The sequence below is a fragment of the Kribbella sp. NPDC003505 genome (assembly GCF_040610875.1).
Lineage (GTDB): Bacteria > Actinomycetota > Actinomycetes > Propionibacteriales > Kribbellaceae > Kribbella.
Genome location: NZ_JBEXNA010000001.1, coordinates 145,243 through 157,653, shown reverse-complemented (window position 1 = coordinate 157,653; position 12,411 = coordinate 145,243). Strand labels below are relative to the sequence as shown.

At 68.2% G+C, this 12,411-nt stretch carries 10 protein-coding genes; 6 read left to right on the top strand and 4 right to left on the bottom strand.

The window, feature by feature from the left end; all coding sequences use genetic code 11:
• Window positions 1-2: 2 nt before the first annotated feature.
• A complete protein-coding gene (locus tag ABZX12_RS00680) occupies window positions 3-1,508 on the bottom strand; it encodes a leucyl aminopeptidase (protein ID WP_355688543.1) in 1,506 nt (501 codons plus the stop codon).
• A 99-nt stretch (window positions 1,509-1,607) separates the two neighbouring features.
• Between ABZX12_RS00680 and gcvT the strand changes: the two genes are divergently transcribed.
• The 6 genes from gcvT (at window position 1,608) to ABZX12_RS00650 (ending at window position 9,144) form a co-directional block, all read left to right on the top strand.
• A complete protein-coding gene (gene gcvT, locus ABZX12_RS00675) occupies window positions 1,608-2,720 on the top strand; it encodes a glycine cleavage system aminomethyltransferase GcvT (protein WP_355688542.1) in 1,113 nt (370 codons plus the stop codon).
• Between the two features lie 292 nt (window positions 2,721-3,012).
• Entirely contained in the window at window positions 3,013-4,020 is a 1,008-nt protein-coding gene (locus ABZX12_RS00670) for an ABC transporter permease (RefSeq protein WP_355688540.1), read from the top strand.
• Between the two features lie 40 nt (window positions 4,021-4,060).
• Window positions 4,061-5,821, top strand: a complete 1,761-nt coding sequence (locus ABZX12_RS00665; RefSeq protein WP_355688538.1) for an ABC transporter substrate-binding protein — start codon at window positions 4,061-4,063, stop codon at window positions 5,819-5,821.
• A gap of 92 nt (window positions 5,822-5,913) precedes the next feature.
• A complete protein-coding gene (locus tag ABZX12_RS00660; protein ID WP_355688537.1) occupies window positions 5,914-6,906 on the top strand; it encodes an ABC transporter permease in 993 nt (330 codons plus the stop codon).
• A complete protein-coding gene (locus ABZX12_RS00655) occupies window positions 6,903-8,081 on the top strand; it encodes an ABC transporter ATP-binding protein (RefSeq protein WP_355688535.1) in 1,179 nt (392 codons plus the stop codon). Before ABZX12_RS00660 ends, ABZX12_RS00655 begins: the two co-directional genes overlap by 4 nt.
• A gap of 19 nt (window positions 8,082-8,100) precedes the next feature.
• Window positions 8,101-9,144, top strand: a complete 1,044-nt coding sequence (locus tag ABZX12_RS00650; RefSeq protein WP_355688533.1) for a dipeptide ABC transporter ATP-binding protein — start codon at window positions 8,101-8,103, stop codon at window positions 9,142-9,144.
• A 55-nt stretch (window positions 9,145-9,199) separates the two neighbouring features.
• Here ABZX12_RS00650 and ABZX12_RS00645 read toward each other — a convergent pair whose 3' ends face one another.
• Genes ABZX12_RS00645 through ABZX12_RS00635 form a run of 3 tightly spaced genes read right to left on the bottom strand, consistent with a single transcriptional unit; the run spans window position 9,200 to window position 12,378 of the window.
• The gene (locus tag ABZX12_RS00645) at window positions 9,200-10,447 is read right to left on the bottom strand and encodes a sugar ABC transporter permease (RefSeq protein WP_355688532.1); all 1,248 of its coding nucleotides are present in this window, start codon (window positions 10,445-10,447) and stop codon (window positions 9,200-9,202) included.
• A complete protein-coding gene (locus tag ABZX12_RS00640; protein ID WP_355688531.1) occupies window positions 10,444-11,262 on the bottom strand; it encodes an ATP-binding cassette domain-containing protein in 819 nt (272 codons plus the stop codon). Before ABZX12_RS00640 ends, ABZX12_RS00645 begins: the two co-directional genes overlap by 4 nt.
• A gap of 30 nt (window positions 11,263-11,292) precedes the next feature.
• Window positions 11,293-12,378 (bottom strand): substrate-binding domain-containing protein, encoded by a 1,086-nt coding sequence (locus ABZX12_RS00635; protein ID WP_355688529.1) that lies wholly within the window; start codon window positions 12,376-12,378, stop codon window positions 11,293-11,295.
• Window positions 12,379-12,411 lie beyond the last annotated feature (33 nt).

Below are 12,411 nucleotides of genomic sequence, written 5' to 3'. Positions count from 1 at the left end.
GCTCAGCTCGCCGAGGCGGCGAGTTCCACCAGGGTGCGGACGGCGTAGCCGGTGCCGCCGTTGGGGGTGTAACCGGAGGCGCCGCCGTCGTTGAAGGCGGGGCCGGCCACGTCGAGGTGTACCCAGTCGATGCCGTCGGCAACGAAGTCGCCGAGGAAGGCGGCCGCTGCCAGGGCGCCGCCCCACGCCTCGCCGGTGATGTTGGCGAGGTCCGCGACCTTGGAGTGCGACTTCAGCTTGTCGAGCATCTCCGCCGGGATCGGCAGCGGCCACATCGACTCGCCGGCCGCCACCGCCGCGTCCACCACTCGGTCCCGGGCGGCGTCGGTGTTGCCGAACGCGCCGGCCACCTTGGTGCCCAGAGCAACGACGCACGCACCGGTCAGGGTGGCGACGTCGACGATCAGGTCGGGCTGGTCCTCGCCGGCCCGGACCAGCGCGTCGCCGAGCACCAGCCGGCCCTCGGCGTCGGTGTTCAGCACCTCGACGGTCTTGCCGCCGTACATGGTCAGCACGTCGGACGGGCGGGCCGCCGAACCGGACGGCATGTTCTCGGCCATCGCGGCGTACGTCGTCACCTGGACCGGCAGCTCGAGCCGCGCGATGGCGATGGTGGCGCCGATCACCGCGGCGGCGCCGGCCATGTCGGACTTCATGCTGACCATGCCGGACGACGTCTTCAGTGACAGGCCGCCGGAGTCGAACGTGATGCCCTTGCCGACGAACGCGAGATGCGTGACCGGCTTGCGCGGCGTGTAGGTCAGCCGGACGAGCCGCGGCGGGTTGGCCGAGCCCTGGCCGACGCCGAGGATGCCGCCGTACCCGCCCTTCGCGAGCGCCTTCTCGTCGAGCACCTCGACCTTGACGCCGTACTCCTTGCCGAGCTTGACCGCGTCGGCGGCGAACTCGGCCGGGTGCAGGTCGGACGGCGGGGTGTTGACCCAGTCCCGCACCTGCGCGACGGCCTCGGCGGTCACCTGGGCCCGCTCGAGCGCGGCCTTGGCCTCCTTGTTCCGCGCCAGGTCGGTCAGCACCGTCAGGTTGCCGGGGGCTTCGGCCGGGCCGTCGGACGACTTGTACGCCGTGAACGAGTAGCGGCCCATCAGCGCGCCCTCGGCGACCGCCCGCACGCACTCGGCGTCCGGCGTCGGCAGCGCGAAGGCGACCGACTGCGAGGTCTTGGCGGCGCGGACGCCGGTGCCGGCCGCGGCGCGCAGGTCCTCGGTCTTCAGTTCGCCGTCGGGCGCGGCGCCCAGGCCGACCGCGATCAGCGTTGCCGACTTGCCCGGCTTGTTCAGGTGGGGCCCGGGCACCTTCGTCACCTCGCCGGTCTTGCCGGTGGCGCCGAGACCGGACAGCACCTCCACCAGCTTCCCGCCGTACGCGGCGTTCAGCGACTCGGTGCCGGCCGGCAGGGTGACGCCGCCGCCGAGTTTGACCACGCCGATGACCACGGCGTCGCTCTTGACGCCGGCGGCATCTGACTTGCTCAGGGTGATGGTGGTCACGAAATCCTCAGTCCTCCTTGGCCGGCGACTCAGATGCGCCGGTCGTGACGGTACGTGCAAGCTGCCTCCGCATGCTACGCGTCAGGTAGTTTGCGCTCCATGACCACGTCACCGACACCGTCGACCGAGTTGAAGAAGTCCCCGCTGCACGAGCGCCACGTCGCGCTCGGCGCCAAGTTCGCCGAGTTCGGCGGCTGGCAGATGCCCCTGGAGTACTCCGGTGTGGTGGCCGAGCACACCGCGGTGCGGACCTCGGTCGGGGTCTTCGATGTCAGCCATCTCGGCAAGGCCACGGTCAAGGGACCGGGCGCCGCGGCGTACGTGAACGCTTGCCTGACCAACGACCTCGGCAAGATCGCGCCCGGGCAGGCGCAGTACACGCTGTGCTGCAACGAGCGCGGGGGAGTGGTCGACGACCTGATCGCCTACCTGCACGCCGACGACGACGTGTTCCTGATCCCGAACGCCGCGAACACCGCCGAGGTCGTCCGCCTGCTCCAGGCCGGCGCCCCGGACGGCGTCGAGGTGACGAACGTGCACGACGACTACGCGATCCTCGCGGTACAGGGCGCGCACAGCGACGAGGTGGTGTCCGCGATCGGCCTGCCGACCGGCCACGACTACATGTCGTTCGCCACGGCCGACGTCGACGGTACGCCGGTGGTGGTGTGCCGCACCGGGTACACGGGCGAGCGCGGTTTCGAGCTCGTCGTGCCGAACGCCGCCGCGGTGGCCGTGTTCGACGCGCTACTCGCGGCCGGCGAGCAGTACGGCATCGTCCCGGCCGGACTCGGGGCGCGGGACACGCTGCGCACCGAGATGGGCTACCCGCTGCACGGTCAGGACATCTCGCCGGACATCACGCCCGTCCAGGCGCGGTCCGGCTGGGCCGTCGGCTGGAAGAAGGAGCACTTCTGGGGCGACGAGGCCCTGCGGGCCGAGAAGGAGCGCGGACCGGCCCGGATCCTGCGCGGCCTGCTGGCCACCGGCCGGGGTATTCCGCGGCCGCACATGTCCGTTCTGGCGCATTCCGGAACGGCGCTCGGTGAAGTGACGTCGGGTACGTTCTCGCCGACGCTGAAGAAAGGTATTGCGTTGGCGCTGCTCGACGCGTCGGTGAAAGAAGGCGAACAAGTGACCGTCGACATCCGGGGCCGCAAGGAAACCTTCGAGGTCGTGAAACCGCCCTTCGTGACGGTCCACGTGCGCTGACCGCGATCTGCACCGTTTGTGTCTTTTCGTTACATTGCGTGAGATCTTGGCACAAAATGGCCACTGTCGGTGCTGTGCCGACGCGTTTTGCGCAGGCTCGACTGCGGGTAGTGACGAAATGGGGCAAATGTTCCATCGGGGTACGCGGTCCGGTAACGATTTGTGCACTGCTGCCGGACACCGCTGGTTTGGTGTCACGGTGTCGGGCAGGCTAGCGCGCGGCTGTGCGGACAACGCCTGTCAAGAGAATTTGACGGACCGAAATCCGGTCGACTGAAGCTACGGAGTGCGAATGACAATTGGGTCACCCGACTCGACCGTGGGGATCGAAGAACACCCGGCGTCGGCGGAACCAACTCGGGGTTCTGCTGTACCGCACGGCAAGTCCCCCACCCGGGTGGCAGTGGACCGGCTCCGCAAGGACCGAGTGGCCGTGGTCTGCGCCGGAGTGGTGCTCTTCTTCATCCTGGTCGCGGTCCTGGCACCGTTGCTGACCAAGATCGAGGGCAGCGACATCGGCACGTTCCACCCGGAGCTCGTCGACGAGTACGGCTTCCCGACGTTCGCCGCCAACGCGCAGCACTGGTTCGGCGTCGAGCCGAAGACCGGGCGGGACAACTTCGCCCGCTGGGTGTACGGCGCCCGTCCGTCGCTGGTCGTCGCGTTCGTCGCGACGCTGTTCGGCACCATCGTCGGCGTGCTGATGGGCCTGCTCGCGGGCTTCCTCGGCGGCTGGGTGGACCGGGTCATCTCCTGGCTGGTCGACTTCGTGCTGAGCCTGCCGTACCTGCTGTTCGCGATCGCGCTGGTGCCGATCGTCGAGAGCATGCGCGGCGGATCGTTCAACCTCTCGCCCGAGGAGCAGGCCTCGACCCGCTTCATCGTGCTGATCTTCGTGCTGTCGTTCTTCGGCTGGGCCGGTCTGGCCCGCATCATCCGAGGCGAAGTGCTGTCCCTGCGCGAGCGTGAGTTCGTGCTCGCGGCGAAGGCCATCGGCGTCCCGACCTCGCAGGTCCTGTTCAAGGAGCTGCTGCCGAACCTGGTCGCGCCGATCGTGATCTCGGCGTCGCTGGCCCTGCCGGCGTACGTGACCGCGGAGGCGGGACTGTCCTTCCTCGGCGTCGGTCTGATCGAGCCGGTCCCCTCCTGGGGCCAGACGATCGCGACCGCGACCAACTGGTTCAAGGCGGACCCGCTGTACCTGTGGCTGCCCGTGCTGGGTATCACCGCGCTGGTTCTGGCGCTGGCCCTGCTCGGTGACGCAGTCCGCGACGCCTTCGACCCCAAGACTCGCCGGTAGCCCGGCGTTGCCCCAGCGGCAGAAAAGGAGAAACACAACAATGCAGTGGAAACGGATCACCGCTGTCACGGCGACGGTCATGCTGGCCGCCGTGGCCTGTGGCAGCCCGTCGTCCAACAGCGGCAAGGACGGGGCCAACGCGGGTGACGCGGGTACGGCCCAGGAGAAGGCCACCGACGCGACCGCGAAGGGCCCGGCTCCGGAGCTCGAGGGTGCCAAGAAGGGCGGCACCGTGAGCGTCCTGTCGGACGTCTCGCCGGACACGATGGACCCGACGAACATCTACTTCACCGACACGAACCAGATCGGCAAGTTGATGTACCGGGCGCTGACCCAGTACCGCCTGGACGGTGACAGCCACAAGCCGGTGCTCGTTCCGGACCTCGCCGAGGACCTGGGCACGAAGTCCGCCGACGGCCTGACTTGGACCTTCAAGCTGAAGAAGGGCATCAAGTACATGGACGGCACGCCGGTGAAGGCGGCCGACTACGCGTACGCGATCAAGCGGTCCTTCGCGCACGACCTGTACGACGCCGGACCGGTGTACCAGGACCAGTACTTCAAGGACGGCAAGACCTACAAGGGCCCGTACGGCCCGAACGGCGCCAACTACTCCGGTGTCGAGACGCCGGACGACAACACCCTGGTCATCCACCTGGCGGAGAAGTTCGACGACCTGCCGTACTACGCGGCGTTCCCGATGTTCACGCCGATCCCGCAGGCCAAGGACACCAAGAAGTCCTACGACCTGAAGCCGATGACCACCGGCCCGTACCAGGTCGACTCCTACACGCCGGGTTCGGAGCTGAAGCTCAAGAAGAACCCGAACTGGGACCCCAACACCGACCCGGTGCGGTACCAGTACCCGGACGCCTTCGACTTCAAGTTCGGTCAGGACACGCTGAAGGTTCAGCGTCAGGTGCTGGCCAGCAACGGTCCGGACGCGAACGCGCTGAACTACTCCGACCTCGACTCCAGCCTCGTGCCTGAGGTCAAGGACCAGAGCCAGCTCGTCACCGGTCCGCAGCCGTGCACCACGGTCTGGGGCCTGGACACCCGGAAGATCCCGATGGAGGTGCGCCAGCTGATCGCCAAGGCGTACCCGTTCGACACCTACCGCAAGGTCGCGGGCCTGACCCCGAAGAGCGCCATCCCGGCCTCGACGATCATGCCGCCGGCCGTTCCGGGCTACGAGAAGTACGAGCTCCCGGGCCTGGTCGGTACCGGCAAGGGTGCCGAGGACCCGGCCGTCGCGAGCGAGGTCAAGGCGAAGCTGAAGGAGCTCGGCAAGGAGAACTTCGAGCTCAGCTGGTACTACGCCAACGACGACAAGATCGCCACGCAGGTCACCCAGCTGCGGACCCAGGTCTACACCTCGGCCGGCTTCAAGGTGAAGGCCATCGGTGTCGCGAAGGCCAAGCTGCGGACCTTCCGCAACGACCCGGCTGCTCCGGTCAACATCGGCCAGGGTCCGTCGGGTTGGTGCTCCGACTGGCCGTCGGGTGCCAGCTGGTTCCCGGTCCTGTTCCGGTCCGACGCCGTCGAGCTGAGCAACAGCATCGGCATGCTGCAGGACAAGGCGCTGGACGCCGAGCTCAACCGCGTCAACGCCCTGTCGGCTGACGAGCAGCTCAAGGAATGGCCGAAGGTCGACAAGATGATCATGGAGAAGTACCTGCCGCTGATCCCGCTGTACTACAGCGCGAGCAACTACCCGGTGGGTAAGAACCTCGGCCACGTCATCAACGACCCGACGCAGGGTCTGCCGGAGTTCACCTCCATCTTCCTGAAGCAGCCCTGATCGGCCTTCGGGTAACAGCAGTCTGATCGTCTGACGACGGATGGTGGCCGGACCCCGGTCCGGCCACCATCCCTCAGCGAGGAGAATCCTTCGTGCTCTACTTCGTGGCGCGCCGGCTGGTGAGCGCGCTGAGCGTCGTGCTGGTCACGCTGATCGTGACTTTCGCGCTGTTCTTCGTTGCGCCGACCGACCCGGCCGGCGCGATCTGCGGTGATCGCAACTGCACCCAGGAGCGATACAACGAGATCAAGGAAAACCTGCACCTGGACCGGCCGCTGGTGCAGCAGTTCACCGAGTACACGGTGGGCATCTTCGCCGGACGTACCTTCGAGACGGCCGGCGTCAAGCAGCACTGCTCGGTGCCTTGCCTGGGCTTCTCCTTCAAGAACGACCGGCCTGTCACCCAGATGCTGAAAGAGCGACTACCGGTCACGGTGTCGCTGGTCGCCGGCTACGCGGTGATCGTCCTCACGATCGGTGTCTTCGTGGGCTCGATGGCCGCGAAGAGACGGGGGACGCTGGGCGACCGCGCGCTGATGAGCAGCACGCTGATCCTCAGCTCGGTGCCGTACTACATCGTGGCGCTGATGATCTCCCTCTACCTGACGATCCTCTACCAGATCCTGCCGCGCGGCGGATATACGCCGTTGACGGAGAATCCGGTGTCCTGGTTCACCGGGCTGCTGACCCCGTGGTTGGTGCTCGGTCTCTACAGCTGTACGCAGTACGCGCGGTACTCGCGCGGCTCGATGGTGGAGGCGCTCAGCGAGGACTACATCCGGACCGCGCGGGCCAAGGGCCTGTCGGACCGGGTCGTCACCTACAAGCACGGCCTGCGCTCCGGCATGATCCCGGTCATCACGATCTTCGGCCTGGACATCGCCGGCAGCCTCTCGGGCGCGATCTTCACCGAGCGGATCTTCGACCTGCCGGGCCTGGGCAACCTGGTGCTGGAAAGCCTGAGCAACTACGACCTGCCGCTGATCATGGGCACGGTGCTGGTCTCTGCGGCCATCCTGGTCGCGATGAACTTCCTCGTCGACATCGCCTACTCGCTGATCGACCCGCGGGTGAGGCTCGCATGACGACACCAGCCAACGACGACGGTAAGGACGTTCAGGACAACATGCCGGAAACGTCGGAAACGCCGGCCGCGGACGCCGCCGCGGCCGCGGCCAAGCGCGGCCCGGCGGTCGCCACTCGTGAGCGCCGCCAGGGCGCGACCAACCCGAGCGGCGAGACGCCGTACCTGGTGGTCGAGGACCTGGTCGTCAAGTTCCCCACCGCCGACGGCGTGGTGAGCGCGGTGAACGGGCTGAGCTACTCGGTCCCGCTCGGCCGCACGCTCGCGATCGTCGGCGAGTCCGGTTCCGGCAAGTCGGTGTCCAGCATGGCCGTGATGGGCCTGCACGACCGCAAGCGGACCCGGATCACCGGGTCGATCCGGCTCGGCGGCGAGGAGCTCATCGGCCTGTCCGAGAACGACCTGATGAAGGTCCGCGGCGACGCGGTGTCGATGGTCTTCCAGGACCCGCAGTCCTCGCTGCACCCGCTGTACACGATCGGCAACCAGTTGGTCGAGGCGTACCGCGTGCACCACAAGGTCTCCAAGGAGGTCGCGAAGAAGCGGGCCCTGGAGATGCTCGACCTGGTCGGCATCCCGAACCCGCAGCGCCGGTTCGTGCAGTATCCGCACGAGTTCTCCGGCGGTATGCGGCAGCGCGCGATGATCGCGATGAGCCTGATCAACGACCCGAAGCTGGTGATCGCCGACGAGCCGACCACGGCCCTCGACGTCACCGTGCAGGCGCAGATCCTGGACCTGCTGAACAACCTGCAGAAGGAGTTCGGCTCCGCGATCGTGCTGATCACCCACGACCTCGGGGTGGTCGCCGAGATGGCCGACGACGTCCTGGTGATGTACGCCGGGCGCTGCGTCGAGTACGGCACCGCCGAGGACGTTCTGGCGAACCCGCGGATGCCCTACACCTGGGGCCTGCTCGAGTCGATCCCGACGGTCTCCGCGGCGAACGAGAAGCTGCGTCCGATCAAGGGCCTGCCGCCGTCGCTGCTGAACCTTCCGGACGGCTGCTCGTTCAACCCGCGCTGCCCGTACACGGACCGCGTCAAGGGCGAGCTCTGCACGACGCAACTGCCGGAACTGCTGCCGGTCGACGGCGCCGGTGCGCACACGTCCCGTTGTCACCTGCACGACAAGGTCTCGATCTACGAGACCGAGGTCGCGCCGAGACTGGGCTGACGAGGGGGACTGAGGAGCCATGAGCGAAACCCTGAGCAACACCGAGCGCGAGACGCTGCTGCAGGTCCGGGACCTGAAGATGCACTTCCCGATCAAGGAGGCCGCCGGCCTCGGCCGGACCAAGAAGGTCGTGCAGGCGGTCGACGGCGTCGACTTCGACCTGAAGGCGGGCGCCAGCCTGGGCCTGGTCGGCGAGTCCGGCTGCGGCAAGTCGACCACCGGCCGGATGATCACCCGGCTGCTGACGCCGACGTCCGGCCAGATCCTGTTCAAGGGCACGGACATCGCGCAGCTGAAGGAGAAGGACCTCCGTCCGTTCCGCCGCCAGCTGCAGATCGTCTTCCAGGACCCGTACAGCTCGCTGAACCCGCGGCAGACGGTCAGCAACATCATCAGTACGCCGCTGCGCGTCCACAACCTGGTGCCGAGGGGCCAGGAGCTCGCGCGGGTCCAGGAGCTGCTCGAGCGCGTCGGCCTGAACCCGGAGCACCACAACCGCTACCCGAACGAGTTCTCCGGGGGTCAGCGGCAGCGGATCGGGATCGCCCGGGCGCTCGCGGTGGAGCCCGAGGTGATCATCGCCGACGAGCCGGTGTCCGCGCTCGACGTGTCGATCCAGGCGCAGGTGATGAACCTGCTCGAGGAACTGCGCAAGGACCTCGGGATCGCGTTCGTGTTCATCGCGCACGACCTCGGCGTCGTCCGGCACTTCTGTGACGAGGTCGCGGTGATGTACCTCGGCAAGATCGTCGAGCGGGGCAGCCGGGACCAGATCTACAACGCGCCGCAGCACCCGTACACGCAGGCGCTGCTGTCCGCGGCGCCGGACCTCGGCACGATCCGCGGCGTCCCGCCGAAGGAGCGGATCCGGCTGGTCGGCGACGTCCCCTCGCCGATCGACCCGCCGAGCGGCTGCCGGTTCCGGACCCGCTGCTGGAAGGCAGAGGACATCTGCGCCACGCAGGAGCCGCTGCTGGAGATCAAGCCGCAGTCGAGCACTGGCCACACCGCCGCCTGCCACTTCGCGGAGCCGAAGGTCGATCTGATCGCGGAAACCGCCTGAGCGCAAGTAAGCCCTCCGTCAAAGGCGACGGAGGGCTTACTTGTGTCTGGATCAGTTATGCACGACCATGCGCCTGCCTGCTGCGGCGGCTGAGCGAGTCGATGGTGACGGCGATCAGTAGCACGCCTGCGGTGACGATGTAGCGGACGTTGGAGTCCAGGCTGAGCAGGGCGAGACCGTTGGAGATCGACATGATCACCAGCGCGCCGAGCAGGGCGGAGTACGCCGAACCGCGGCCGCCGAACAGGCTGGTCCCGCCGATGACCGCCGCCGCGATGGCGTTCAGGTTGGTGTCCGTACCGCCGCTGGCCTGCCCGACCGCGACCAGCCGGGCCGCGGCGAGGATGCCGCCGACGGCCGCGAACGTCGAGCACGCCGCGAACACCGTCAGATAGATCGTCCGGACGTTGATACCGGCCCGCCGGGCGGCCTCGACGTTGCCGCCGACGGCGAACACCGAGCGGCCCCAGCGCGTCCGGCGGACGGCGAGGTCCGTGACCACCACCAGCGCCAGGAACAGCAGGAACATCGACGAGACGCCGCGGTCGCCGTTCAGGATCGCGACCGGGATCAGCAGCACGACCGCGAGGCCGGCAGCCTTGATCGCGATGACCGAGGTCGGCGCCGCGGACAGTCCGGCGGCCGCCCGCGCCGTCCGGCCCTGCAACCGGGTGAGTGCGTAGGCGACGACGACCAGCGCGACCAGCGCGTAGGCCATCGCGGGCGGCAGGAAGCTCCGCGTCGCGAACCCGACCAGCGCGGAGTCGTACGGCAGGTTGATCGTGCCGTCCTTGCCGAGCACCAGCAGCTGGAGCCCGAGGAACCCGAGCAGGCCGGCGAGCGTGATGACGAAGCTCGGTACGCCGAACCGCGTGTACAGCAGGCCGTAGAACAGGCCGACGGCCACGCCGAGCGCGACGCCGGCGACCAGCGACAGGACGAGCGGCCAGCCCTGGTTGACGAAGGTGACGCCGACGAGTGCGGCCGCGACACCGCTGACCGAACCGACCGAGAGGTCGATCTCGCCCAGCAGCAGGACCAGGACGATGCCGAGGGCAATCACTCCGACGGAGGTGGTCTGCAGCGTGAGGTTGACCAGGTTGCGGCTGGACAGGAACGAGCTGTTCGCGATCTGGAAGACCACCCAGATGATGACCAGCCCGACGACCACCGGGACCGATCCGAGGTCGCCGGAGCGCAGCCGCGCGGTGAACGCCGACACGGCGCCGCTGATCCCGCTGCTCGCGATCAGCCGTTCGTCCTGGAGGTCGGCCGGAAGCTGGGCCGAGTCTTGCGCGGTCATGAGTCCTCCCGGCTTCGGCGCGCGGCGCGCTCGGAGACGGCGTTGTCGGTGGCGCCGGTGATCGCGGCGATGATGTCTTGCGTCTTGGTCTCGCTGACCACGAAGACGCCGTTGTTGCGGCCGAGCCGCAGCACGGCGACCCGGTCCGCGACCGCCATCACGTCGGCCATGTTGTGGCTGATCAGGATGACGGCCAGGCCGCGTTCGCGCAGCCGCTCGACCAGGTTGAGGACCTCGGCGGTCTGAGCCACGCCGAGGGCCGCGGTCGGCTCGTCCAGCATCACGACCTTGGGCCGGCCGAGCAGGCTGCGGGCGATCGCGACGGTCTGCCGCTGGCCGCCGGACAGGCTGGCGACCGGGATCCGGACCGACGGGATCTTGGCGGAGAGCTGGCGGAGCAGTTCCCAGGACTGCCGCTCCATCTCGACCTCGTCGAGCACCCGCCCCTTGCGCAGCTCGCGGCCGAGGTACAGGTTCGCGACGACGTCCAGGTTGTCGCACAGCGCGAGGTCCTGGAACACGGTTGCGATGCCGAGCTGCTGCGCCTCGGCCGGGCTGCCGACCCGGACCGGCCTGCCGTCGAACACCATCGACCCGTCGTCGGCGGTGTAGACGCCCGCGATGGTCTTGACCAGCGTGGACTTGCCGGCGCCGTTGTCGCCGACCAGCGCCAGCACCTCGCCGGCCCGGACGTCGAGCTCGATGTTCTTCAGGGCCTGGACGGCGCCGAACCGTTTGGAGATCCCCTGCAGCGTCAGCACCGTGCCGGCGCCGACGTCCAGGGGAGCGGGAGTAGCAGGTGGAGTCACAGTCACTCGATCAGCCTCCTGGGCATATCCTGCTGGTCAGTTTGTGGTAAGGCCAGCATTCAGGCATGCGGCCGCGAAGGACGCGGTGCAGATGTCGGTGATCTTGTAGATGTTGTCCTTGACCACGGTGTCCTTGATGTTGTCCTTGGTCACCGCGACCGGGTCGAGGATCGTCGACGGCACACCGTTCTTCTCGGTGGTGGACTCCGGCTTGCCGCCTCCGGCCAGCGCCACCGCGCCCTTGGCGGCGGCCTCGGCCTGCGGCTTGACCGCCTTGTAGATGGTCATCGCCTGGTCGCCGGCGACGATCCGCTGGATCGCGGCCAGTTCGGAGTCCTGCCCGGTGACCGGCGGCAGCGGCGTCACGCCGCCGCCCTTGAGCGCTGCGATCGCGCCGCCCGCGGTGCCGTCGTTGGCGGCGTACACACCGACCAGGCCGTTCTTGATCGCGCTGAGCTGGCCTTCCATCCAGGCCTGCGCCTTGTCCGGGCTCCAGTCCGGGGTGTCGAACTCGGCGGCGACCTTGTAGCCGCTGGAGTCGAGCACGCTGTGCGCGCCCTTCTTGAAGTCGGCGGCGTTCGGGTCGGTCGGCGAGCCGTTGATCATGGCCAGGTTGCCGGAGGTCTTGCCGGCCGCCTTGAGGGTGTCGACCAGGGTCTGGGCCTGCAGCTTGCCGACCGCCTCGTTCTCGAACGACACGTAGTAGTTGGCGTTCTCGATGAACCGGTCGTACGCGACCACCGGGACGTTCTGGCCCTTGGCGGAGTTGACCACCGCGGCGGCGGCCTTGCCGTCGACCGGGTCGAGGACGAGCACGTTCGCGCCCTGGGTGAGCGCGGCCTCGGCCTGCTGTTGCTGCTTCGCGGCGTCCTGGTCGGCGTTGCTGTAGAGCAGCTCGCAGTTCCCGCAGGCCGCCTTCAGCGCCTCGGTGAACAGCGGGCGGTCGAGCGCTTCGTACCGGGTGGTCTTCGACTCTGGCAGCAACAGCGCGATCTTCTTCGCGCTGCCTGAGCCGCTGCCGTTGTCGTCGCCTCCGTCGTCCTGGCCACAGGCCACCAGGGAGACGGCGAGGGCCGAGACGGCGATGCCGAGCCCGACGAGACGTGTTGCGGAGAGAGACATATGGCGACTCCTTGACGGAACAGGCCCTGATTG

Excerpts from the sequence above, each read along its gene's own strand:
- gcvT (WP_355688542.1), top strand. The coding sequence starts at position 1,608 with ATGACCACGTCACCGACACCGTCGACCGAGTTGAAGAAGTCCCCGCTG.
- ABZX12_RS00635 (WP_355688529.1), bottom strand. The coding sequence starts at position 12,378 with ATGTCTCTCTCCGCAACACGTCTCGTCGGGCTCGGCATCGCCGTCTCG.
- ABZX12_RS00670 (WP_355688540.1), top strand. The coding sequence starts at position 3,013 with ATGACAATTGGGTCACCCGACTCGACCGTGGGGATCGAAGAACACCCG.
- ABZX12_RS00655 (WP_355688535.1), top strand. The coding sequence starts at position 6,903 with ATGACGACACCAGCCAACGACGACGGTAAGGACGTTCAGGACAACATG.
- ABZX12_RS00665 (WP_355688538.1), top strand. The coding sequence starts at position 4,061 with ATGCAGTGGAAACGGATCACCGCTGTCACGGCGACGGTCATGCTGGCC.
- ABZX12_RS00645 (WP_355688532.1), bottom strand. The coding sequence starts at position 10,447 with ATGACCGCGCAAGACTCGGCCCAGCTTCCGGCCGACCTCCAGGACGAA.
- ABZX12_RS00650 (WP_355688533.1), top strand. The coding sequence starts at position 8,101 with ATGAGCGAAACCCTGAGCAACACCGAGCGCGAGACGCTGCTGCAGGTC.